The following is a 23,194-nucleotide window of genomic DNA, read 5'->3' as shown; positions in this document are numbered from 1 at the left end:
CTCCGCCGCCGCCGCCTCCGCCGCCGCCGCCGCCGCCCACCGCGCCGCCGCCGCCGCCTCCGCCGCCGCCGCCGCCGCCTTTTTCGCCTCTTGTAAGCCCTCGCCGCTCTCCAGAGCGGCGATCACGCCGTTGCAGGCGTCAACGACCTTGGTCCAATAGGCTGGCTTGGGATCGGGCTGCGCAGGGGCTGCGCTATCTAGCGCCTGGCGGATGCAGGCGATCATGAAACCGGTGCGGATACGATCCCATGCGGTATCGTCGAGAATGTGCCATTGCCGCGCGCGCTTCACGAGTTCGCCGGTGAACCAGTGAATTTGATCGACGGCGAGGCCGTCATCGATCGTCGGCACTGTTGCCGCGAGCCATTTCGGCATCAGGTCGGCGGGGCAGTCGCCCGCGCTGGTGATGTCGCCATCGCCGAAAGCAGCGAGCGCGCAGACCAGATGGCGGCCCTTGGCATCCTCCCTGCTCCACGAATGCTGGATGATGCGCCCTTCGGCGACGGCCTTCTCGGCGAGGTCGATCCGATCGGCGATGGAAAGGCTGGTCATAGGCTAGTCCTCTTGCTGGGTTGAGACAGGGTCGCCGCCGCACATCACCGCGAAGGTTGCGGCGGCGATCCAGACGGTGAGCGCGAACAGCGCGGCGGCCGCCCAGCGGCGCCAACCGATCGAGCGGATCAGGCCGATGGGATCGCCGATCGGCGGATCGTCGGCCTGCATGTCTTCCGCCGGGCCAAGTTGCATTTCGCGCAGCGCGTCGCCGTGGCTGGCACGGTTGAAACCTTCGAGGCCGGCGCGATAATGATCGTCCACATGGCGCAGGATGCGGCCGCGCTGCTGGAGGCCGCCGTTCATCGGGCCGCCGCTTCGCAGACGTGACGCAGAATGAGGCTGGCGAGGCGGCGACTGCCCGCGGTCGCGTCGCGACGCGCCTTCGCTTCTTCGCCGCCGCCGTGATAATATGCGACGGTGCGCCGCACGGCGGCGAGGGGCAGGTTCCGCGCGCGGGCGATGGCGCGGACCGGCAGGCCGCGATCCCAATCGGCCATGATCAGGCGCTCCTGCGGCGTCAGGCCGCCGTGGCCGCGCGGCACGTTGGTGAGGCCGCGGGGCATCATGCGCGTTTCCGTTCGCCGCCGATCAGCGCGGCGGCGTTGTCGGCGAGACGCCGGCGCGTCGCGGCGCTGCCCACCGCGGGAGCGGGATGGCCGACGGGGGCGGCCGCGGCGTTGCCGCCGTCGCCGTTGTCGAGCCAGGCGAGGAAACGGCCGCGATCCCACAGGCTGCCCGCGTGGATGCGGCGGGCGCCGAGGACGGGGACGCCGCGGACGAAGCGGTGGTTGTCGGGATCGGGCAGACCGTAGTGATCGTAGAGCGCCCGCAGGCGGTCGATGATCGTGCGCGATGCGCAATCGGCCATCGCGAGTTTCTGCGCGGCTTCGGTCACGGTGACGTGACGGCGCGCGGCGATGTCGATGCGCGGGCGGCGCGGCGCGAGAAGCGCGGGGCGGATGACCAGTGGGGCCATTCGCGACTGACGGGGGAGGTGGTGGATTTCGCCCACTGGGAAAAGCTCCTGTCGTTTCGTTCGACATGGAGTTATCCCCACAGGATAAATTGCGCAAGCTGAATTTTATTCTGTCCGTATCATTTCGGGAGCCGCGCATAGAAAAGGCCGCGCATCGGCGGCCCGATCATCCCGAAATTTCCAGCCTTTTCAGCCGGTGTCGTTTTTCCCGCCGGGATCGTTCGCGGCCGAGTCGGGAGGCGGCGGCGTGAACGTCCGATGCGCGTCGGCGACGGCCTGGACGGTTCGCATCAACTGGTCGCCGCCCTCGCGAAGCTGTTTGAGCAGCTTCTGTTCATCGCTCGTCGGAAGCAAGGGATTCTGGCGCAGATGCAGAAGTTCGCCGACCGAGACGCCCAGCGCCTCGGAAATCCGGTCGAGCCATTCGAGCGTGACCGGGCGGTCGCCAACCTCCATCTTCTGGAGATGGCCGTGGGTCGCGCCGATCGCCCTGGCAAGCTGGACGAGCGTCACATTCTTGCGCTGGCGCCATTCGCGGATGCGGTTCGGACAATTTTCGGTCGATTTCGCCATATAGGGGAAAAATATCAGCTTCTGCATTGGCCCCAAAATCCTCTCTGGAATAATTTCAAGAAATCTCCGCTTGCGGTGAATTATTCTGTCAGGATAATAGATGTCCATGAACGAAAGTCGAGCCATTCAGAAACTGCGCCGGCGCGCGGCGGATAATTCGCAGACGCTGGACGAGCTGGCCGACGGCATCGGCGTTCCCTTCCGCACGCTAAGCGGATGGATTTTCAACGGAAAAATCCCAAAGGCCGGAACGATAGAGCGGCTCGACAAGGCCGGCGTGGTCGGCGCCGCCGACTGGTTCCTGACCGCCGAGATGCCCCAAAATGAAACGGCGCAAGAGCAGGCGGCGGCAGGGCGGTGATGGCGGGCGGGGGGCAAACGACTCCGGAATCGTGGCGCGAGCGCGGGGCGTGGGTGAAGGATCGTATGCCGCTGTCGAAGATCATCGGCCGCGAGTTGAAACTGCACCGCGCGGGGCGCGAATATGACGCGCTGTGCCCCTTTCACCACGACACGTCGCTGGGATCGTTCAAGGTCAACGACGGCAAGGGCATCTATTTCTGCTTTTCGTGCGGCGCGACGGGCGACCTGTTTCGATGGCTGGCGGCGCGGCAGGGCTGGCGGTTTTCGCAGGCGGTGGTCGAGCTGGAGCGCGAGCTGGGCGGCGGCGCGGCGATCGCGCTGAAAGACCCGGTGAAGCGCGCCGAGTGGGACGCCGAGCAGGCGGCGCGGGCGGCGGCCGACGCGGCCGACGTCGAGCGTCGGCGCAAGCGCGCGGCGAATTTGTGGCACGGCAGCGAGCCGATCGGGCGCGACGGGGTGGCGACCCCTGCGCTTGCCTATCTGGCGCAGCGCGGAATCGATTTCGCGGCGCTGGGGCGCATTCCGGGGTCGCTGCGCTGGCGGCCCGACATCGGGCATCCCGATTTCAAGGGGCAGCCGGACAATCGCCATGCGGCGATGATCGCGTCGATCCATGCGCTGGACGGCAGCGTCATCGGCTGCCACCGCACCTATCTGGACATTTCGGGCTGGGACCATGCAACGCGATCGGGCGTGGTGACGAAGCTGGGCGGGGTGTCGGACGCCAAGCTGACGCTGGGGCCGTCGCTGGGCGGCCATATCCCGGTGTGGAAGGGCGATTTTCGCGGGCCGCTGCACGCGATACCCGCCGGCACGCGCGTCTATCTGTCCGAGGGAATCGAGGACGGGGCGAGCGTCGCGGTGAGCGACCCGGCGCGGCGCGTGATCGCCGGCGTGAGCGCGTCGAAGATGCCGAGCGTCGACCTGCCGCCGCAGATGGGCGAGCTGGTGCTGATCGGCCAGCGCGACAAGCGAACCGGCGAGCCCGACGACCTGTTCGAGAAGGCAGTGGCGGCGCACCAGGAGAAGGGGCGAAGCGTGTCGATCATGTGGCCGCCCGCCTACCCCCCCCTGCGCTTTTACAAGGATTTCAACGATGTGCTGACGGGCAAGCTGTCGGCCTATGATTTCGAGGGGGATGGGCGATGCCGCAGCGCGAGCTGACACCGGGGCGCTATGCGATCGATCGCGACGGCCGCCTCTATTCGTGCCGGGGGCAGTGGCGGCGCAACGCGGTGGCGATCGTCACGATCCGGCGCCGGGCGGATCGGCCGAGCGAGCCCGAGCGGAAGAAGATCGCCGCGATCGAGGCGCAGCTGGAGCCGCCTGTGCTCGTCGCCGTTGCGACGCCCGGCGGACATATGACGGACTTTCCCGCCGATTCCGCAACGACGGCCGCGTTCGGGAGTGTCGTGGCGGCAACGCGTCGTTCCATGGCGCGCTTCAAGCCGATGGGCGTGCGCAGCGAGGATGAGGATGCGGCGGCGGCCTATGCCCGCGCAGTCGAAGCCGAGATCGCGCGCGACTGATGGCCGCAAAATCGAAAGACGCGAAGGCGATGATCGCCGCGGCGGCGGAGTCGCCCGAACCGGCGCCTGACATGCGGCGGCCGAAGGCGACCGATGCCGCCAAGGCGGGGGCGTATCTGGACGTCAAGCCGCTGCCCGACGACTGCCCCGTCGTGCCGCTGGGCCATCTTGCGGGGATGAATTACGTGCTCGACCATGCGGGGCAGCTCCGCCCGCTGACCGCCGACTGCCGCAAGGGCGAGATCATGATGCTGTTCGGGCATCCGGGCATCCCCTGGCTGGTGCAGGAATATCCGCATTGGGTCGAGGGCAAGGACGAGCCCTATGTCAAGGGTTTCAACCAGACGCATATCCAGGAAGCGCTGATCATGGCGTGCAGCCGCAAGGGGCTGTTCAACCCGGCGGGGCGCGAGCGCGGACGCGGGGCGCACCCCGGATCGGGCGGCGAGCTGGTGCTGCATTGCGGCGACAGCGTGTGGATCGCGGGCGAGCGAACGCTGGGCAGCCGCAAGGTCAAGCCGATGACGCGCCACGCGACCGGGTTGTTCGGACGCTTCGTCTATCCGAGTTACGAAACGATCGACCCGCCGGCGCAGACGGCGGCGCCGCGCGAGATGGGCGAGGATATCTTGGCGCTGGTCCGCAAGTGGCGCTGGAAAGACCCGGTGTTCGCGCTGCTGATCGTCGGGTTCATCGTCGCGGCGCCGATCGGCGGCGCGCTGCCTTGGCGGCCGCATATGTGGATCGTCGGGCCGTCGGGCGCGGGCAAGTCTACCCTGCACCTGGTCATCCGCAAGCTGATGGGGCCGTGGGCGCTGACGTGCGAGGATGCGACCGAGGCCGGGCTGCGCCAGACGCTGAACCAGGACACGCTGGGGGTATTGTTCGACGAGTTCGAACCGAGCGAGACGAACAAGGGTGTGATGGACAAGATCGTCCGCCTTGCCCGCCTGGCGTCGAGCGGGGCGAGCACGCTGCGCGGGTCGAGCGACCACAAGGCCGCGACCTTCGTCGCGCGATCATGCTTCCTCTTTTCCTCGATCCAGTATCATGCGCTGGAGGCGCAGGACCGCAACCGGATGGCGATCGTCACGCTGTCAAAGATTCCGCAAAAGACGGCCAAGGTCGAAATCCCCGCCGCGCTGGAGGACTGGGGACACCAGTTGCGGCGGCGGGTCGCCGACCAGTGGTATCGCTTTGCCGACACGCTGGCCGCCTATCAGAAGAAGATGTTCGAGCTGGGGTTTTCGGCGCGCGAGCAGGACACCTATGGCGTGCTGCTGGCGTGTGCCGACCTGGCGCTGCACGACAGCGTGCCGGATCCGCTGACGCTGACCGACGACGCGCTGCGCGTCGAGGAATATGTGTCGATGCTGGCGCCGTCGCTCGACAGCTCGCGCGGCGAGGCGGAGGATCAGGCCGACCGCTGCCTGCGCCGCCTGTCGTCGCACCGGCTGCGCTCGCAGCGCGACCAGGACGGCAAGCAGGTGGCGACGTGGATCGGCGAGGCGTTCGCCGACGTCGTCAACAACCAGTCGCGCGGATCGCCCGCGTTCGACAAGCTGTTGAACCACGGCATGATGCTGGTGCATCCGCCCGATGACCCGAAAAGCGAGAGCGCGGGCGCGCGCGCCTATCTCCACACCAAGGATATCCACATCGCCATCGCGGGCAAGGACCATGCCGGCATCGCCGAGATTTACGAGCGCAGCCTGTGGGAAGGCGGAATGTGGGCGCAGACGCTGGCGACGCTGCCCGGCGCGCGCGCGTCGAAAAAGGCCCGGTTGGGCGCGCAGGTGCGGTGCGTCACGGTGCCGATCGGAGAGTTCATCGACGTGAAGGAATGGGAAGAGGAAGCGTATCGGCAACTGGCGAATGCGAAGGGGGCGGAGTGAGCAAGGCCGCTCCTGTCCCATGGCCGATGCGATGCCTGCCCTGCGGGTCCGATGACATCAAGCGCGGTCCCGGCACCTATTTCCGGTGCCGTCAATGCCACCTCGACGGCGGCCGCAAGGATGAGAAGCGTTGAGCACCCTGTCCCGCGCCACCGGCACGACGCGGAAGCGGAACCCGCGCGATTATTATCCGACGATCGACCCGCGCGCGGTGGCGCCGTTGGTCGCGCATCTGGGGCGCGGCGTGCGCTATGCCGAACCGTGCGCCGGCGCGGGCGACATGGTCGACCTGTTGGCGCCGCACGGGTGGGACTGCGCGTGGGCGGCCGACCTGTTGCCGATGCGGCGCACCGTCCATTCGACGGGGCAGCTTATCGCGCAACAGGATGTCGTCACCCTGCCCCAGATGATGGCGGCGACGCGCGAGCTGGGCGACGTCGACATCTTTGCGACCAATCCGGCGTGGGATCGCCGCCTGCTGCACATGAAGATCGACGTGCTGGCGCGGCTGCGGCCGACATGGCTGCTGTTCGACGCGGCATGGAAGGAAACCAAGCAGGCGGCGCGCTTCGGCAAATATTGCCACACGATCATCAGCGTCGGCCGCCTCGTCTGGATCGAGGGCAGCGACGCGCAGTCGATCGACGATTGCAGCTGGTATGGCTTCGACGCCTCGCGCGAGTGGAAAACCGAATATGTCTGGCCGACCGCGAACCGCGATCCGGTCGAGCAGATGGTGCTGGCGCTGTGATTACTCCGGCTTGCAGCCTCCGACCGATCGCAGCGGCGGCCTGATCGGGCCGCGCAGCGCAGCGTCCCATGGCCGCGCGTTCGGTGCGACCTGGTCGAGCAGGGTGATGTTGATCAGCCCGCGTTCCTTGGCATAGGCGGTGCCGCGCAGGCCCTGGACGATCTGCTGACCGAGCAGGGGCGCGTCGACCCGCCAGTCGAGGTCGCACACCTTGTCGGGATCATAGGTGACGATCGCGAAGCGCCGCCGCTTTCCATATTCGGGCATCGCTGCCGCCTTTCGAATCATTGGCCGTGATCGCCCTTGTTCCTTTTTCGTTCTCCCTTGTCGAGTCCGGTGCGACGACTTGCGGCCCCGACCCGTTGGTGGCAGACGATGCAGCGGGAGGGAACGTCATGCCGGGAACACTGTCACCTCGACATACTCCGCCGCTCGATCCAAATATGCAGGCGACCGAAGGACCGCCCGCGTACTGGCAAATCTGGCATGACTGGATCGAGCCAAGCGGCGCGCACTATTGGGTACCGCTAATGATCGCGGCCATGATCGCGATCTGGATATATCGACGTAGGTCACGACATGGATGATCCGAGCGGCCTAGGATGGGCTGGTTGGCTAATCGTCGGGGCCATAGTCGGAACGGGCATCGGCTGGGAACGCGTCGCCCTTCCTCAAAACTTGGAGCGCCGATCGGCTGGGCTCAATCTGTTGTTTGCAGCTTGGTGGGCCGGCATGGTCGCGATCGAGGTCAGCAGTTTACGTGGGTTCCTGATCGTGTTCCTGTCAAGCGTCGGAGCATATAAGAAAGCCCAGCTCAAGATAGACGGGGCGGGTGTAGCCGGCGCGTTCGGCCGCGAGCGTGGTCGAGGCGGTCACAACCGGTTGTCCAACTCGCGCTCGGCGGCGCCGAGTGCCCAATGCGCGAAGCTGCCGGGGGCGCCGCTGACATCTTCCCAATGTGCGATTTCATCTGCGACCTCATTGTCGCTCATGTTGGCCAGCTTTTCGTCATAGCTGTGTTTGCGTTCAGTCATCGTCGGACTCCTTTGCTCCGGTGGATGGATGCTGCTCTTTAGCTGCATAATTATCCTGTGGGGATAATTCTGGCGTTTGTCAACCCGTATAGTGTCGCCGTGCAGCGCGCCGTCAGGCGCGCGGTGCGCACGGCTCCTTATCGCCTCTATCTCCATGAAACTACGCCGACTATAGTTTCCAACATCACTTCTCCCGGACCCGGACCCGGACCCGTTGATTTCAATCAGGGGCGCACGCGGCGATGATGGCATTATCGGGTCGGGGGAGTGTTCCGGCTGTTCCGATAGTGTTCCGGCGCAATATATTGATATCTCGATATTTTCTTGATGTTCCGGCGTTCCGGCCAAAATCCACATCGCGCGACATGCGCGGATGATCACGCGCGCGCGAAATGGCGGAACAGGCGGAACACGTCCCATTTCTCAATTTATGGATTGAAATACATATGGTTAGATTGTTCCTGCCGCTGTTCCGGTTGCCTCTGCCGACGGAACAGCTTGCATGGCCTGATCCTGTGAGGATAACTCGCGTGCCTGATGCTCTCGCTCGCCGCGCCTTCGCCGAATTTTATATGGGGTGGATATCGCCCTGGACGGGTGTGGAGCGGGCGGGGCTCGGCGTTTCGCCAGAGTTTCGGGATATCGGGCTTCGGCGGCGGCGATCGGGTCGGACGCGGCCGCCGGGCGGGGCTGGATCGGGTGAAGGGAAAAGCTCTCCAGCCCCGCCGCATAGAAACGGCGGTTTTCTGCGGGTTTCGGCGGCCCGCCTCGCGCATCGTCACAGGATCGCCCGTCACAGGATCGGCAGAAACGGCGGTTTCCCGCGCCCTTCGCGGTGCGCGTCGTCTAATCGACGATTATGCGGCGGCGCCGGCCGGCGCGATCGAGGCCGACCAGGCGGCGCGTCGCCGATCGGCCGGATCGCGAGGGGGGCGCCCCCCTTTCGCCGCACGGCGCAGCTCTACCCCCCTCGCGCATAGCGCGGCTGGGGCTGGGGAAAAGTTCCAGGCGGGGCCGGTCCCGCCCCTGCTCACCCTGCCAGCTTCGCCGGGGCGTGCGAACACTGCGGCAGCCGATGGGGTCGGGGTCCGGGTGGACCCCGCCCTGGCCCGAGCGGGCCGAAATGACGCTGAAAAAACGGGTCCGGGTGCGGGCGACGCGCCCGCGCGAACCCTAACCGCGCGCGGAATCGCGGCGGCTGGTGTCGGTGCTGGCGATGCGATGGTGCAAGGCGGTGGCCGTCCGTTCGGTGTGAAGGGAGCGGCGATGCTATGCGCGCCGGGACTCCGTGTCAACTGAACCGACGGGCCTGGCCGGCGCCGCCATGGACCGCGCCGCCGATGCGGCGCCCGAGGTCGAGCCCGAGCTGGGGTTCTTCCCCTCGGTTGCCGATGTCGACGCCATGCCGCGCGTTCATGGCCGCTTGCAGAAATCCGAGCTGCGCGCCTATCGGGCGCGCGGGCAGCGCGGTCGGCCGCCGGGATCGCGCAACAAGCGCAACGTCACGGTCGCGGCCTATTTTGTCGGCAAATATGGGCATCCGCTCGACGTGTTCGGCGAGATCATGTCGCGCCCGCTCGACGTCCTGATCGACGAGATGGAGGCGGCGCAGGGCGGCGATGCGAAGCACAAGCCGGTGCGCGCGATCGATGCGATGCGGCTGAAACTGGAAGCCGCGAACGCCGCCGCCCCCTACATCGAGGGCAAACAGCCGGTGTCGGTCGAGGTCACGCGGCGCAAGGACATGGTGCTGGTGGTGCCCGGCCTGTCGGTCGCGGGCGAAGGCGATGCCGAAGAGGTGCGCGCCGCGATCGAGGAACATGGGCTGGCGGCGATCGATCCCGACAGCGGCGAGCTGGTCATGCGCGCGACGCGGGTCCGCTATGATCCGATACCCGGTGACGGCGAAGGCGATGGGGACGGCGGCGATGCTTGATGCCGCCGCGATCAACCTGCTCGGCGGGGCCGACGAGTTCGACGGCGAGGCGAAGGCGGTCACGCTGGCGCCGGTCGGGCCGGTGGCGCAGCGATTCCTGTCCGACCGGCGGTTCGTGACCGCGATCATGGGGCCATACGGGTCGGGCAAGACGACGACATGCTTTCAGAAAATCCTGAACGCGACGCTGTGGCAGCGGCCGGGCCGCGACGGGGTGCGCCGGTCGCGCGGGATGGTGGTCCGCTCGACCTATGGCCAGCTCGAAACCAACGTCATGGCCGACTGGTTCGGCTGGTTTCCGAAGACGCAGGACAATTGGAACGGCAAGGAACACAAGCATAGCCTGTCGATCGACCTGCTGATCGCGGGCAAGCCGATCCCGCTGGAGATCGAGGTGCTGTTCCGCGCCGTCGACCAGGAGGACAAGCCCGAAAAACTTTTCAAGGGCGTGAACCTGACATGGGGCTGGCTCAACGAGGTCGACACGCTGCACCCCAATATCCGCGGCTTCCTGATGCCGCGCCTTGGCCGCTATCCTGGCACGCGCGAGGGTGGGTGCCAGTGGTCGGGGCTGTGGGCCGACATGAACGCGCCCGACATCGACAATTACACCTATGGCTGGCTGGTCGACGGCGAGATGGGGGTGAGCGAGGAACTGCTCGAAAAGCTGCGCGCGATCTATGGCGCGCAGTTCGGGATCGGTTTCCATCCCCAGCCCGGCGGCCTGACGCCGGAAGCCGAGAATCTGGCGAACCTCCAGCCCGGATATTACGACCGCATGGCGGCGACGATGACCGCGAACGACAAGCTGCGGTTCGTCGACAACGAGTTCGGCGCGGTGCGGTCGGGCCAGCCTGTCTATCCCGAGTGGAACGACAAATTCCATTGCGCGGCCGAGCCGCTGCGCGCGCTCGACCGCCCGGCGATGCTGGCGATCGACGGCGGCAACACGCCGGCAGCGGTGCTGTTGCAGGAAGATGACGACGGGCAAATCCGGGTGCTCGACGAGATCGTGATCGTCACGCCCGACGACGAGACGGTGCTGGAGAAGCTGGGGGCGACAGCGTTCGCCAAGGCGGTGCGGAGGCACATCGATCAGAAATGGCCGAAGCTGCGGTTGCAGCGCGAGGTCATCGCCGATCCCGCGATCTTCTATGGCGAGGCCGAGGACAAATTGTCGTGGGCGCAGGAGTTCGTCGGCGAGTTCAAGGGCAAGCTGCGCGCCGCGCCGGTCGCGGGAAACCGGATCAACCCGCGCCTGAAAGCCGTGCGCACCTGCCTGACCGAAAATGTCGGCAGCAAGCCGGGTATACTGGTCAGCCCGGTGTGTCGCCAGCTCCGCCGCGGCTTCAACAACGGCTATGTCTTTACCAGGCAAAAGACGACGTCGGGGGTCGCGACGCTGAAAGACAAGCCCGACAAGGGGCCGTGCAGCCACGTCCACGACGCGCTGCAATATGGGGTGCTGTGGATCCGCAAGAGCGGGATCGCATCCGAAGAATCCGAGCAGGAAAAGCGGCGCGCGCAGCGCGAAACGCGGGTCGCCCATTCGGGCTTCGCGGCGGGCGCCGCGACGGGAGGAGGTTGGCGATGAGTTTTCTGGCGAGTGCGATCGGCGGCGTGATCGGCGGCAGTGTCCTGAAATCGATCTTTGGCGGCAAGAAAAAGGACAAGGCCGTCCAGCAGCCGGTGCCGACCCCGACGCGCAACATGGCGGCCGAAGCGGCGGCGAAATCGGACCTGCTGGCGAAACGGCGCGGTGTCGTCGCCAACATGGTGCTGGGCGCGGGCGGCGCCGAAGCCAGCGTAGGCGGCGGAACGAAATTGGGCAGTTGAGCCCCGGACAGGAAGAAAGGCAACGACGATGGCGAACAAGAAGGATGATGCGGGCAATCCCGCGAGCGATGCGGATGCGGCGGGCGTTCCGGTGCTGACGCGCGAGGATGTGCAGGCGATGATCGACGCCGCGCTGGCGAAACAGGGCGCGGCCAACGCCAATGCCTATGACGAGTTCGTGGCAAAGATGCCCGAGACGATCCTGGGCGTCGTGAAGGATACCGACCTGTTCGGCGACGCGATCGACGAGGCCTTGGCCAAGATCGACTTTCGCGCGCTCGCTGACGAAGCGGTCCTTGCGGCTCTCGCGCCGGTGGATTGGAACGAAAAGATCGAAGATGCGCTGGCCTCGCGCGATGCCCGCCTAGCCGAGCAGGCGGCGGCCGACGCGAAGGCGGCGAGCGATGCGGCGGCAGCCGATCAGCGCAAGGCCGCGAGCGACCAGAAGAAGGCGGCCAAGGCGGTCGAGGATGCGACGCTGGCCGCCGAGAAGAAGCGGATGGCGCAGGCCGACCGGGCGCGGCGCGAATATGCGTCCATCGTCGCGGCGCCGATCGCGACGGCGCTGGACATAGGCAGCGCGTCGAGCATCGAATTGCGGCTGGCCGACGGCGCGACCTTCATGCCCGGTTTCGAGATCGGCGGGATCGAGGCGAAGCAATTGCCCGACGAGAGCGGCCGCGCGGTGCTGGACGTCGCGCTGTCGGTCGCGCGCGATGCGGTCGGCTTTACCGCGAGCGAGGCGATCCTGATCATCGAAGGCGGCAGCGCGGGCGACCCGCTGACGGTCTATCGCGCCGAGCTGATGCCGCCGGTGCGCGTTGGCGGCGGGACGCTGGCGGAGTTCCCGGCGGGATCGTTCGCCTTCCGCCGGCTGTCGCCGCTGCCCGAAGCCGTGGCGGCCTGATCGTTCGGATCGCGGGGGAGGAACGATGTTCGACGTCCAGCAGATGCTGAAAGAGCGTTCGACCGAAGAGAGCGAGCGCGCGCCGTTCGATCGGCTGTGGCAACAGGTCGCCGAATTGTTCCTTCCCCGCGATGCCCATTTCATCGGGGAGCGCACGCCGGGATCGCGCGACCGGGTGCTGTATGACGATTATGGCGTTCACGCGCTCGATACCGGGACCACGGTGTTCACCGGTTATGTCATGCCCAAGGGCGTCCGCTGGCAGGTGCTGGAAGCGCCCGACGACGAATTGATGAAGCTGGCGCATGTCGCGGCATGGTATGAACGCAAGACGCAGCGGCTGTTCGAGCGGCGCAACGAGGCGGCGTCGGGGTTCGTCCAGCAATCGGACATGAGCGCGCAGCGGCTGCTGGGGTTCGGCAACCAATCGATGTTCGTCGACGTGCGCCGCGATTATTGGGGCAATGCCGTCGGCCTGTCGTATCGCAGCGAGCCGTTGCACGAAATCACGATCGAAGAGGATTGGCAGGGCGTCGTCGGCGGCAGCAAGCGCAAATTCTGCCTGCCCGCGATCGAGGCGAAACGGCGCTGGGGGCCGTTGCTCGAGCGCGCGCCGAAAGTGCTGGAGATGGCGAGCGACCCGAGGCGCGAACGCGAGCCGTGCGAGTTCCTGCACGTCATCAAGCCGAACATGCAGGTCGAGCGCGGGCGCGGCGACTGGCGCGGGATGCCGCTGACGTCGCATTTCATCAGCATCGCGGACAAGGAAATCTTCGAGACGCGCGGCTATCACGCCAGCCCGCGAACCTATTCGCGGCTGAAACAGTCGCCGGGCGAGAAATATGGGCGCGGGCGCGGCGTCGATGCGCTGCCGACTGCGAGCGCGTTGCAGGCGATCGCGGTCGACATCATGGTCGCGTCCGAATTGTCGGCGCAGCCGCCGCTGGGCGCCGCCGACGACAACCTGGCGGGGCAGGTCCGCTATGGCCCGCGCGAAGTGACGTTCGGCGCGGTGTCGATGCGCGGCGAAAAGTTGATCCAGTCGCTGATCGAAGCGATCGATACGATGCCGATGGAGCGGGTGCGCGATGCGCTGCACCAGCGGCTCGACCAATATTTCTATACCAACATGCTGATGGTGCGCGAGGACATCAAGACGCACGTCACGGCGTTCGAGATCAACGAACGCAATGTCGAGAAGGGCATGTTGCTGGCGCCGCTGGCGCAACAGGAAACCGAATGGTTTTCGCCGATGCTGCCGCGCGAAATCTGGTGCATGGACCAGCTCGGCGATTTCGACGACATGCCGGGCGAGGTCGCGGAAGCGGGCGGGCTGTTCGCGGTGCGCTATGCGAACCCGCTGAACGGCATGATGGAAGCGGCGGGCGCCGCCGGATTCTTCCGCACCGTCGAGCAGATGACGCCGTTGTGGCAGATCAAGCCCGACGCGCTGGAGACGTTCCTGGCCGAATATCCAATCGACCGGGTGCAGGTCGAGGTCGCGCGGATCAACGGGATGCCGGCGACGTGGCGGGCGACCGACGAGGAAAAGCGCGCGGCCGACGAGGCGGCGGTGCAGCAACAGCAGCTCCAGCAACTTACGCAGGTGCTGCCGGTCATCGGCAAGGCCGCGAACGATTTGAGCCAGGCGGAGGCCGCCGGTGCCGCAGCCTGACGCACCGTTCGGGGGCGATCCGATCGCGCGCGCGGTGGCGCGGTCGCGCGAGCAGCTTTCGGCGATCCGCGACCGCATGGAGGTCGAGTATTTCCGGCGCCGGTTGATGCGGCGCCTGTTCGGCGATCCCGACAATCCGACGCGCGACGGGCGGCTGTTCTTCCTGCTGCTGGCCGACATGGCAGCGATGGGTGCGACCCGGATCGCCGAGTCTGACCGCGAGGAAACCGCGCGTGCGGCGAACCGCGCGATGGTGAACAGGCTGATCGCCGCATGGGACGGCGACGACGAGACGCTGATGCGTTTGCGCGCTCGCGAGCGCGAATTGACCGAGGAGACGGAATGATGAGTGACGAAGCGGGGGGCGGCGCGGCCGCCGAGATCGCAGGCGGCGGCGCCGAGCAGCCGGGCGGCGGCGGAGCGACGCCCGAATGGCTGGGTAGGCTGCCCGATGATTTGAAGGGCGATGTGAACCTGACGCGCTATGCGGACGTCGAAGCGTTGGCGCGCGGGCATCTGGAGGCTCGATCGAAGCTGGGAGCGCCGAAGCTGCCCACGGCCGACACGGCGATCGACAATTTCGAGATGTTTCACGCGGCGCGCCCCGCCGATGCCGCCGCCTATGAGATCAGCGTGCCCGACGGATATGACGCGCAGTTCGGCGATGGATTTCGTGCGCTGGCGCACGAGATCGGGCTGCATCCGTCGCAGGCGAAGAAGATCGTCGATTTCAACAACAGCGCCGTGGCAGGGCAGTTGCAGGCGGCACAGGACGCGGCGAAGGCCGAAGTCGACAGCTTCAAAACCGAACTGACGTCGAAGGGCGGCGATTACCAGGCGCAGCTCAACAGCGTGACGGCGATGCTGGAAAAGCATGGGCTGGGCGATCCCGACGAGACGATGAAGGCGGTCGAGGGGATCGAGGCGCAACTCGGCGCATCGCGCACGCTGAAATTGCTGTTCGGGCTGGCGCAGGGATTCGGCGAGCCCGCGACCCCGCCCGCCGATGGCGGAAGCGGGGCGCCCTCGCCCGCCAACCTTGACAGCATGACGATCGACCAGGTGCGCGCGGTGCGGCAGGAAAAGATGGCCAACCCCGAATGGGTCAAGAAGGCCAACACCGCCGGCACGCAAGAGAACCGCGAATATAACAATTTCATCGCCGCCGAAGCACGGGCCGTCGAGCGCGCGCGGAGGGGTTGACAAATTATTCTGACAGGAACATTTGTTCGACAGTGAGTAGCGGGGCGGATTTCTTCATGGTCCGCCCCGTGAAAGCCATCCCGGCAACCCCGCGCAGCGTCGCGGCCCCGGTGCAGGTCCGCCAAAGCGGCGGCGGCGAGCGAGCCGATACCAATCGCCAGACGGCCCGGCGCAAGCCGCAACCCCGTCGAAAACCATCGACCGATCGTTTTTGACGCCGCTGCCGGGATTGTTCCCCAGCGGATAATGGGGAAAACCAATGCCGGAACATTATCAGGACGTCGTTCGCACCGTCGCCTTTCGCGGTGCCGTCGAAATGGCGCTGGCCGAAGATCGCGGGCTGTTTCGTCCGCTTGCGACGCAGGGCAGCGACACGGGCAAGCGGGTCGAAATCACCGACCGTTTCTCGCGCCTCCAGATGCAGCAAATCCAGGAGCGGCACGGCAAGACGCAATTGTCGTTCCCGACCGTCGAACGCCGCTGGATCGCCAAGCAAAAGCGCAGCGGCGTCGCGGTGCCGATCGACGCCGACGACAAGACCTCGACCACGGTCGAGGTCAAATCGCCGATCGTCATGGGGACGGCCGACGCGGCGCGCGCCTATCATGACGATCAGTGGCTGCTCGGCTTCTACGGCCCGGCGATCGTTGGCGAGGAAGGCACCAGCACGGTCAATTTCAAGGGCGCGAACGTCATCGCCGCCGACTATGGCGAGACGGCGACCAATTATGTCGGGCTGACCTTTGCGAAGATCAACCAACTCCAGTTCCTGCGCAAGCGCCGCTTTGCCCGCCAGACCAAGAGTGATCGCCTGCATGTCGGCATCACCGCCTATGAGGCGAAAGACCTGCTGGCGATGGATAAGTTCACCAACGGCGATTATCGCAACACGAAGCCGCTGGAGAATGGCGAGATCACCGAATGGATGGGCATCAAGTGGGTGCCCGCCGAGATCGACGACCCGACCCAGTATCCGAACGCGGCAGCGCTGGCGGTAAACGGCAGCGGTCACCGCCGCCTGCCCTGCTGGCTGCCGAGCGGCATGTTCTACAACACCTGGACCGAGTTCGAGGGTCACACCGACACGGTCCCGATGATGAACCATGACGAGTTGATCGCTGGTTATTCGAACGGCCGCGCTGCGCGCGTGCACGAGGACAAGTGCTTCATCATCGAATGCGCGGGCACCTGACGCTTTCGGCGGGCGGGGCACGCGTCCCGCCCGCTCCATTTTCCGCGCCGCGGTTCGCGGCGACATAGAGGAGCAAGATCATGGCAAAGGGTTATGGTTCGATCGCGCGGGGGCTGTTGAACGGCACCGATGCGCTGGCGCGCGCGCCGGGCTGGCTGTGGAATGCCGACCTGCGCGTTTTCCGGCAGGTGCTCGACCTGTCCGATACGGCGGTTGCGAAGGTCGACGCCGATTTCAACGTGCTGTTCGTCAAGCCGCGCGGGACGATCATCAGCAAGATCGAGGTGATTTCGAGCGTCAGCCTGACGACGTCGCAGCTTTCGTTCGGCCCCGAAGCTTCGCCCGCCAAATATGGCGCGCTGAAAGCCTATGGCACCACGGCCAATGCGATCGTTTCGTGGGCGGTGGCGACGACGTTCGACGACGATCTGGCGACGGCGGCCGAGACGATCGGGATGACGATCGACGTCGCCGACCTGCCCGGCGCGGGCATCGTCATCGTCGATTTCCATGTTCTTTCGCCCGGCTGACGCCGGTCGATAGAGCGGCGCGGCGTTTTCGGTCGCGCCGGGCGCCGCCGGTCGTTTCCAGGGGTGGGCACGATCGGCGGCCTGACCCGTCCCACCCCGAAGGGCGACAGTCGCGATGGGACAGTCTGCGGGACAAACGGAAATGGCCAATCTGGCGCTGTCGTGGCTGGGAAGCTCGACGCGCCTTTTGAACATCGGGCAGGGCGGCTCGGTGGCGGCCGCGGCGCGCGACAGCCTGGCGATCCAGGTGCCGGTGATCCAGGAACTGCATCCGTGGAATTGCTGCGTCACGCGCGAATCGACGACGGCGACGAGCAGCACGCCGATCGAGGGCGCCGAATATGCGTATCGATTCCAGCTGCGTCCCGATTGCCTGCGCTGGCTGCCATGGTCGCGCGGCCATATTCACTATTTCAAGGCCGAGCAGGAAGGCGAATTCCTGCTGTCCAACTGCGAGGGGCCGGTGATCGTCCGGTTCATCCGGCACGAGCCCGACCCGACGAAATGGTCGCCGCTGCTGGCGAAGGCGGTGACGGCGCAACTCGCGTTCGACCTGTGCGAGGCCATCGCCGCGTCGCAGTCGATCCGCGACCGCATGTCGGCGCTGTTCGACGATACGCTGGCGACGGCGAAGCGGAGCGACGCGCTGGCGACGGGCGACATCGACCGACCCGCACCGCGATATCTGTCGCGCGCGGTGGCGGCCATGGGAGGATTTGGCGGGGGCGGGTGTGACGGCGACCCGATGCGCTGGCACCGATGAGTCATGTCGCACCCGCGCAGGTGAGCTTTACCGCCGGTGAGTTGTCGCCGCTGGTGTCGTGCCGCGTCGACCTGCGCACGCGCGAGATCGGGGTGAAGCGGATGGACGGGTGGCTGCCGCGCCTGCAAGGCCCCGCCGAGGCATGCCCCGGCACGATCGACCAGGGCGCGACGCGGGCGCCGCACGCGATCCCCATCCCCTATGTCTTCAACCGCACGCAGGCCTATGTCGTCGAGGCGAGCGAGGGCAAGCTGCGCTTTTTCACGAACAATGTTCGCATCGAGACGGCGCCGGGCGTCCCCTATGAGATTGACGCGCCGTGGACGGCCGATCAGCTCGGCGAGATCTACTGGCACCAGGCGCTCGATGCGCTCTATCTCTATCACCCGGCGGTGCAGACGCGGAAGCTGTATCGCACCAGCGCGACGACGTTCGCGCTCGATCCGCTGGTGTTCAACGGCGGCCCGTTCCTTCCCCGCAACCAGGACAAGGCGCTGACGGTCACGTCGTCGAGCACCGAAGGCAATGTGACCTTGACCGCCAGCGCGCCACTGTTCGCGGCGACCGACGTCGGCCGCCTGTTCCGCATGGAGGCGATCGACCTGGGCAGCATCCCGGCGTGGGACGTCGGGATGGCGGTGACCGCGGGCGACCTGCGCCAGTCGAACGGCGCGATCTATCAGGCGGTATCGTCAGGGAAGACGGGCGGCGTAGCGCCGATCCATACCGAAGGGGTCGAGTGGGACGGCATGGGAACCGCCGACGCCAACGACATCGTCTATGGCGTGCAATGGGCGTATCTGCACGATCGGTTCGGCCTGCTGCGCATCACCGCCTTCACCGACACGACGCATGTCAGCGCGACGGTGATCCGCCGCCTGCCCTATTCGGTGTCGTCGGCGGTCAATTATTCGAGCGTCTATAACCCGGTGCTGGGCGGTATCTATTTCACGCCGACCGCGTTCGACCCCGACACCTATGAATGGGCGCCCCCCGACATCGGCGGTTCGGTCGCCGGGACGCCGGCGACGTGGCGCTGGCAGTTCGGGGCCTTTTCGGACACAAGCGGGTGGCCGCAATGCGGATGCATCTGGAACGAGCGGCACATGCTGGGTTTCCAGGCGACGGTCTATGGCAGCGTGATCGGCGACCTCGACGATTTTTCACCGCTCAACGAGCTGGGCGACGCGTCGAAGGACCAGGCACTGTCGGCGCAGATACCGGCGGCCGACTATATCCGCTGGATGGTGCCCGACGAGGATTTGCTGGTCGGAACCGGAACCGGCGAACACCGTATCGGCGCGGGATCGGCGGCCGAAGTGATTGGCCCCGGCGCGATCCGCCGCGCACGGCAAAGCGACGAGGGCGCGGCGCCGGGCGTGCCGGTCGAGGCGAGCGGGCGCGTACTGTTCGTGCAGGCGGCGCGGCAGAAGGTCATCGAATATGGCTATGCGGTCACGCGCGACCGATACGACGGACCCGACCTGACCGCGAACAGCGAGCATATGGGCGACCCCGGCCTTGGTCGCCTAGCCTGGCAGAAGGAAAAGGTGCGGCTGGTGTGGAGCGCGCGCGGCGACGGCACGCTGTCGGCCATGCTCTACAAGCCCGACCAGGAGGCGCTGGGCTGGGCGACGCGCGCGCTGGGCGGCGGGATGGCGGCGACGGGCGTATGCTGCATTCCCGACCCCGACGGGCGATTCGACCAGCTATGGATCACGGCGGCCGACGCGAGCGGCGAGACGGGGCGGATGCTGCGGATGGCGCGGATGCGCGATAGCGGCGACGCCTCGCGCAGCCAGGTCATGGCCGACGCCTGCTGGATTTACGAGGGCGCGCCGACGACGGCGATCGCAGCGCCGCACCTGGCGGGGCAGGCGGTCGACGTGCTGGCCGACGGGCTGACGATCCCCGGCGTGGTGCTCAATGGCGCGGGCGCCGCGACGCTGGAGACGCCGGCGAGCACGATCATCGTCGGCCATCCCTTCCCCGCCGAACTGCACCTGTTGCCGCTGGAGTCCGGCGGCGACAATGGTCCCGCCCTGTCGAAGGTCGGCCGCATCCCGAAGGCGGGCGTCTATCTGCTCAACAGCGACGGGCTGGAAATCGAGGTCGATGGCAATATCGAGGCACTGGAAACGGCGCCGTTCGACCAGCCTTTCGGCACGCTGCCGCCGCTGTTCACCGGCGCCAGATGGTGCGACGCCTTCGGCGACTGGAGCCGCGACCGCGCGCTGATCGTGCGGCGCGTGCGGCCGACGCCCGCGACCCTGCTGGCGGTGCAGCCCGACCAGGTGGTGGAACAGCACGGGGGGCGCAACCGGTGAGCGCGCGCGCGATCATCCGCCCGTTCATGCCGAGCGACCTGCTGGGCTTTGCGGTGCAGCCGGCGCAGCGCAGCGAGACCGCCGCCGATCCGGGGGCGGTTGCGGTCGACCTGATCTGTGCATGCGCCGCGCCGGTGTCGGCGGAGTGCGCCGACGGGCGCGTGCGACTGGTCGGCGGGATCGTCGGCGATGCGTGGGCGACGGTGCTGGTGGCGCTGTTCGCCGAAGACGCCGGGCCGTGGATGCTGCCGATCGTGCGCGCGGTGCGCGGCTGGCTGGCCGAGCAGCCGGCGCACCGGATCGCGATGGACGTGCGCGAGGATTTCGATGCGGGCCACCGCTTTGCCAAGCTGCTGGGTTTCGAGGCCGAGGGGCTGATGCGCGCCTATGGCCCCAATCGGGAGAATCATATGCTCTATGCGCGGATCGCCGCAGGGGGTGCGGCATGAGCTTCCTTCCCGCGCTGGCGATTGGATTGCAGGCGGCGGCGCCGGTCATCGGGGGCGTCGTCGAAGCGAAGGGGCTGCGCCGCGAGGCGCGCGCGCTGGACGAAGGCGCGCGCCGCGACGAGAGCCAGGGGGCGGCCGACGGCGTCGCCGCCTATCGCGAAAGCCGGATGGCGATCGGCGAGGACATGGCGGCACTGGCGGGCAGCGGGTTCGCGATCGGCAGCGGCAGCGCGCAGGACGTGCTGTCGCAGGCGCTGATCGAGCGCGAGATGGAGGGGATGAACATCCGTCACCAGGCCTATCTGCAAGCCGAAGAGAAGCGCGCGGCGGCGACCGACCGGCGCAAGGCCGCCAAGACGGCGATCTATATGGGCATATTGAACGGGGCGACCGCCGCAATCGGCGGCGCGGCGCAACAGCGCAGCGACGCGCAGGCGGCGCAGCGGGGCGCGTCGACGCGCGCAACGCAGCGCGCGGGTTACGGGCTGGGAAGCTGACATGGTCGAAATTCGCATCGCCCGTCCTGCGCGCCAGGCCGACGCCTATGTGCCCAACAGCAGCGCGCGGACGCGACCCGTCGTCGCGGCGCTCGACCGGATCGCCGGGACGGTGTCGGGCATCCAGCGGCAGGAAGCGGAAGACGACGAGGCCGACCTGCAAGCCGCGCACCGGATCGAGATGGAGCGGCTGGAGCGCGAGCGGGCGGCGACGATTGCCGATCGCGCGGGCGCTTTTGCCGAGTTTCGCGCCGGGCTGGATCAATATGCGAATGAAACCCGCGTCGGACCCGATGCGAAACCCGGCGCGGCGGGGCACGGCGACCAGGTAGCAAGCGAAGTCGAGCGCCGCACTGCCGAGTTTCGCGCGACGCTGGGCAACGATCCCGAAGTCATCGCGCGGTTCGAGCCGCTGCTGCGCGGCGAGGCGGCCGCGACGGTCGGCCGCGAGCGCGCATGGGAATTGCAGGAGTTCGCCAAATACCAGACGGGAAACTGGCAGAAATATCGCGACAGCACGGCCATCCAGTTGCAAGAAGTTCCGAGCGCCGCGGCCTTCAAGTCGGCGCTGTCGCAATCGGAATTGCTGATCGATGGCATGAAGCTGTCGGGGACGGCCCGCCAGACGTTGAAGGACGATGCCGGCAACCTGTTCGCCAACACCGTGCTGAAGGCCCAGCTCGATGCGGGTAACACGGCGCAGGTCCGCGAGTTGCTTACGCTGCCGAAGATCAAGACCGACGTGAAGCCGAAGGTCGCGGGCAATATCAATATTTACGATCGCCCGTCCGTGCGGAACGCCGACGGCATCGTGTCCACCGTTCGCACGATTTCGTTCGGAACCGACGAAGGCGAGGTTCTGGTTCCGACCGTCGCCGACGACGGCACGATCATGACCGACGACGAAGCGATCCAGCACTATTACGATACCGGTAATCACCTGGGCATTTTCGCTTCTCCAGACGAAGCAACCCGCTATGCCGAGGCGCTCCACGATCAGCAGGCCGCCATGGGCGATTCGCCCGCCGCCTTCATGACGAAATTCCTGACACCGCAGGAACGCGCGGGGCTCTTGAAAGCCGCCGACCTGGCCGACCAGCGCGCGGCGGCGGAGGTCGAACAGGCGCAGCGCGAGCAGGTGTCGGCGGCGCGCGAGGCGGTGCGGACGGTCAAGGAATTGATCGCGCAGGGCGTGCAGCCGACGGCCGAGCAGATGAAGGCGGTGGAAAACGCCGGGGCGGCGCTGCCCCCGAGCGAGAAGGTGGAGCTTGCCGGGCTGGCGATCGGTGTCGATGTCGCGAAACGGACGCAGGGGTGGTCGGCGGCACAGCTCCAGAGCTGGTCGACCGCGTTGCAGGCAAAGGTCGATGCGGGCGCCGCGAGCCGGTGGGAACAGATGGCGTTGCAGCACGTCCGCGCCCGCTATGATCATGTTGCCGATAGCGACGCTGACACGAACAAGGAAGTGGTGAAGACGCCGCAGGGGCGGTTGGCGCTGGTGAACAGCCTCGCCGCCTCGCCCGACCGGGCCGCGGCGTTCGATGCTGCGCAACGCGCGCAGCCAGGCCTGGGTCAAGTGATGCTGCTGCCGACGAAGGCGGCGCGCCAGATGGCGATCGAGGGGCGCGAAATCCGCAAGGCCCAGCCCGACCTTGTCCCGATGGACAAGGCGACAATGGCGTTTCGCGCGACGCTGGGCCGCGTGGCGGGGCTGCTCGGCGACGAGTTCGACGATAAGCTTGGGCTGGCGGCGGACCTGTATGCGCAGTCGGCGTCGCGCCACGGGTTGACGAAGGATCGATTCGACGCGGAGGGCTTCGGTCAGATGGTTCAGCTTGCCATGGGCGCGACGTGGCAGGATGGTGTTCGCCGCGGCGGAATCGGCCGTGTCAATGGCGGCGCGGTGTTGCTGCCCGACCAATCGACCGAGCGGGGGTTTGCCCGGACGGTCGCACGCGCGACCTACGACGGGGCTGTCGACGGCAGTGGCCGCGCGGTGCCGAAGGCATGGATCGTCGGCCACATGGTGCCTGTTTTCCAGCGTGACGATGCCGACGGTCGCGCGGTCTATTATCTCGTTGATGCCAGCGGCCGCTATCTCCAGCATCGGGACGGCGGCCCCTACGCGCTGTTCGTGAAATGACGGGCGCGCTTTCCCCGACCGCGACGCGGCCGACCTCGCAGACACTCCCGGCGACCGAAG

At 67.0% G+C, this 23,194-nt stretch carries 26 protein-coding genes; 19 read left to right on the top strand and 7 right to left on the bottom strand.

Annotated features, from left to right (window positions below; genetic code table 11):
• From ABS88_RS11075 to ABS88_RS11055, 5 genes are all read right to left on the bottom strand, one after another.
• On the bottom strand, positions 1–552 hold a 552-nt coding region (locus ABS88_RS11075; protein ID WP_286749767.1), incomplete at its 3' end, for a hypothetical protein.
• Between the two features lie 3 nt (positions 553–555).
• Positions 556–858 carry a hypothetical protein gene (locus ABS88_RS11070; protein WP_286749766.1) on the bottom strand — a complete coding sequence of 101 codons (303 nt, stop codon included), beginning with the start codon at positions 856–858 and terminating at the stop codon, positions 556–558.
• Positions 855–1,121 carry a hypothetical protein gene (locus ABS88_RS11065; RefSeq protein WP_286749765.1) on the bottom strand — a complete coding sequence of 89 codons (267 nt, stop codon included), beginning with the start codon at positions 1,119–1,121 and terminating at the stop codon, positions 855–857. The genes ABS88_RS11070 and ABS88_RS11065 overlap by 4 nt, the downstream gene beginning before the upstream one ends.
• Positions 1,118–1,531, bottom strand: coding sequence for a hypothetical protein (locus ABS88_RS11060; protein ID WP_286749764.1), 414 nt, complete (start codon positions 1,529–1,531; stop codon positions 1,118–1,120). Before ABS88_RS11060 ends, ABS88_RS11065 begins: the two co-directional genes overlap by 4 nt.
• Before the next feature lie 189 nt (positions 1,532–1,720).
• Positions 1,721–2,131: a helix-turn-helix domain-containing protein gene (locus ABS88_RS11055; RefSeq protein ID WP_286749763.1), complete on the bottom strand. Its 411-nt coding sequence runs from the start codon at positions 2,129–2,131 to the stop codon at positions 1,721–1,723.
• 73 nt (positions 2,132–2,204) lie between these two features.
• Between ABS88_RS11055 and ABS88_RS11050 the strand changes: the two genes are divergently transcribed.
• From ABS88_RS11050 to ABS88_RS11030, 5 genes are all read left to right on the top strand, one after another.
• Complete coding sequence (locus tag ABS88_RS11050; protein ID WP_286749762.1) at positions 2,205–2,465, top strand: helix-turn-helix domain-containing protein; 261 nt, start codon at positions 2,205–2,207, stop codon at positions 2,463–2,465.
• Between the two features lie 53 nt (positions 2,466–2,518).
• Positions 2,519–3,631, top strand: coding sequence for a CHC2 zinc finger domain-containing protein (locus ABS88_RS11045; protein WP_286749761.1), 1,113 nt, complete (start codon positions 2,519–2,521; stop codon positions 3,629–3,631).
• Positions 3,613–3,996, top strand: a complete 384-nt coding sequence (locus ABS88_RS11040) for a hypothetical protein (RefSeq protein ID WP_286749760.1) — start codon at positions 3,613–3,615, stop codon at positions 3,994–3,996. The genes ABS88_RS11045 and ABS88_RS11040 overlap by 19 nt, the downstream gene beginning before the upstream one ends.
• Positions 3,996–5,891, top strand: coding sequence for a hypothetical protein (locus ABS88_RS11035; protein WP_286749759.1), 1,896 nt, complete (start codon positions 3,996–3,998; stop codon positions 5,889–5,891). Before ABS88_RS11040 ends, ABS88_RS11035 begins: the two co-directional genes overlap by 1 nt.
• Positions 5,892–6,021: 130 nt before the next feature.
• Positions 6,022–6,642 (top strand): hypothetical protein, encoded by a 621-nt coding sequence (locus ABS88_RS11030; RefSeq protein ID WP_286749758.1) that lies wholly within the window; start codon positions 6,022–6,024, stop codon positions 6,640–6,642.
• Here the strand turns inward: ABS88_RS11030 and ABS88_RS11025 are convergent, their stop codons facing one another.
• The gene (locus ABS88_RS11025; RefSeq protein ID WP_286749757.1) at positions 6,643–6,909 is read right to left on the bottom strand and encodes a hypothetical protein; all 267 of its coding nucleotides are present in this window, start codon (positions 6,907–6,909) and stop codon (positions 6,643–6,645) included.
• A 605-nt stretch (positions 6,910–7,514) separates the two neighbouring features.
• Positions 7,515–7,676 carry a hypothetical protein gene (locus ABS88_RS11020; RefSeq protein ID WP_286749756.1) on the bottom strand — a complete coding sequence of 54 codons (162 nt, stop codon included), beginning with the start codon at positions 7,674–7,676 and terminating at the stop codon, positions 7,515–7,517.
• A 1,324-nt stretch (positions 7,677–9,000) separates the two neighbouring features.
• Between ABS88_RS11020 and ABS88_RS11015 the strand changes: the two genes are divergently transcribed.
• The 14 genes from ABS88_RS11015 to ABS88_RS10950 all read left to right on the top strand — a co-directional run bounded on the left by ABS88_RS11015 (position 9,001) and on the right by ABS88_RS10950 (position 23,134).
• Positions 9,001–9,612 (top strand): hypothetical protein, encoded by a 612-nt coding sequence (locus ABS88_RS11015; RefSeq protein WP_286749755.1) that lies wholly within the window; start codon positions 9,001–9,003, stop codon positions 9,610–9,612.
• Positions 9,560–11,206 carry a terminase large subunit domain-containing protein gene (locus ABS88_RS11010; RefSeq protein WP_286749754.1) on the top strand — a complete coding sequence of 549 codons (1,647 nt, stop codon included), beginning with the start codon at positions 9,560–9,562 and terminating at the stop codon, positions 11,204–11,206. The genes ABS88_RS11015 and ABS88_RS11010 overlap by 53 nt, the downstream gene beginning before the upstream one ends.
• Positions 11,203–11,448, top strand: a complete 246-nt coding sequence (locus tag ABS88_RS11005; RefSeq protein WP_286749753.1) for a hypothetical protein — start codon at positions 11,203–11,205, stop codon at positions 11,446–11,448. Before ABS88_RS11010 ends, ABS88_RS11005 begins: the two co-directional genes overlap by 4 nt.
• 28 nt (positions 11,449–11,476) lie before the next feature.
• A complete protein-coding gene (locus tag ABS88_RS11000; protein ID WP_286749752.1) occupies positions 11,477–12,355 on the top strand; it encodes a hypothetical protein in 879 nt (292 codons plus the stop codon).
• Positions 12,356–12,380: 25 nt separating this feature from the next.
• Positions 12,381–14,030 carry a portal protein gene (locus tag ABS88_RS10995; RefSeq protein ID WP_286749751.1) on the top strand — a complete coding sequence of 550 codons (1,650 nt, stop codon included), beginning with the start codon at positions 12,381–12,383 and terminating at the stop codon, positions 14,028–14,030.
• Positions 14,017–14,376 carry a hypothetical protein gene (locus ABS88_RS10990; RefSeq protein WP_286749750.1) on the top strand — a complete coding sequence of 120 codons (360 nt, stop codon included), beginning with the start codon at positions 14,017–14,019 and terminating at the stop codon, positions 14,374–14,376. Before ABS88_RS10995 ends, ABS88_RS10990 begins: the two co-directional genes overlap by 14 nt.
• Positions 14,373–15,233, top strand: a complete 861-nt coding sequence (locus tag ABS88_RS10985; RefSeq protein WP_286749749.1) for a hypothetical protein — start codon at positions 14,373–14,375, stop codon at positions 15,231–15,233. The genes ABS88_RS10990 and ABS88_RS10985 overlap by 4 nt, the downstream gene beginning before the upstream one ends.
• Before the next feature lie 259 nt (positions 15,234–15,492).
• Entirely contained in the window at positions 15,493–16,425 is a 933-nt protein-coding gene (locus tag ABS88_RS10980) for a phage capsid protein (RefSeq protein ID WP_286749748.1), read from the top strand.
• 80 nt (positions 16,426–16,505) lie between these two features.
• Positions 16,506–16,955, top strand: coding sequence for a hypothetical protein (locus ABS88_RS10975; RefSeq protein WP_286749747.1), 450 nt, complete (start codon positions 16,506–16,508; stop codon positions 16,953–16,955).
• 142 nt (positions 16,956–17,097) lie between these two features.
• Complete coding sequence (locus ABS88_RS10970) at positions 17,098–17,718, top strand: phage connector family protein (RefSeq protein ID WP_286749746.1); 621 nt, start codon at positions 17,098–17,100, stop codon at positions 17,716–17,718.
• On the top strand, positions 17,715–20,045 hold the full coding sequence (locus ABS88_RS10965) for a phage tail protein (protein WP_286749745.1): 2,331 nt from the start codon (positions 17,715–17,717) through the stop codon (positions 20,043–20,045). Before ABS88_RS10970 ends, ABS88_RS10965 begins: the two co-directional genes overlap by 4 nt.
• On the top strand, positions 20,042–20,494 hold the full coding sequence (locus ABS88_RS10960; RefSeq protein ID WP_286749744.1) for a hypothetical protein: 453 nt from the start codon (positions 20,042–20,044) through the stop codon (positions 20,492–20,494). The genes ABS88_RS10965 and ABS88_RS10960 overlap by 4 nt, the downstream gene beginning before the upstream one ends.
• The gene (locus ABS88_RS10955; RefSeq protein ID WP_286749743.1) at positions 20,491–20,991 is read left to right on the top strand and encodes a hypothetical protein; all 501 of its coding nucleotides are present in this window, start codon (positions 20,491–20,493) and stop codon (positions 20,989–20,991) included. The genes ABS88_RS10960 and ABS88_RS10955 overlap by 4 nt, the downstream gene beginning before the upstream one ends.
• A 1-nt stretch (position 20,992) precedes the next feature.
• Positions 20,993–23,134: a hypothetical protein gene (locus tag ABS88_RS10950; protein ID WP_286749742.1), complete on the top strand. Its 2,142-nt coding sequence runs from the start codon at positions 20,993–20,995 to the stop codon at positions 23,132–23,134.
• The last annotated feature ends 60 nt before the right edge of the window (positions 23,135–23,194 follow it).

It is taken from the genome of Sphingopyxis sp. SCN 67-31 (genome assembly GCF_001725095.1).
This window is presented reverse-complemented; position numbering and strand designations above follow the sequence as displayed.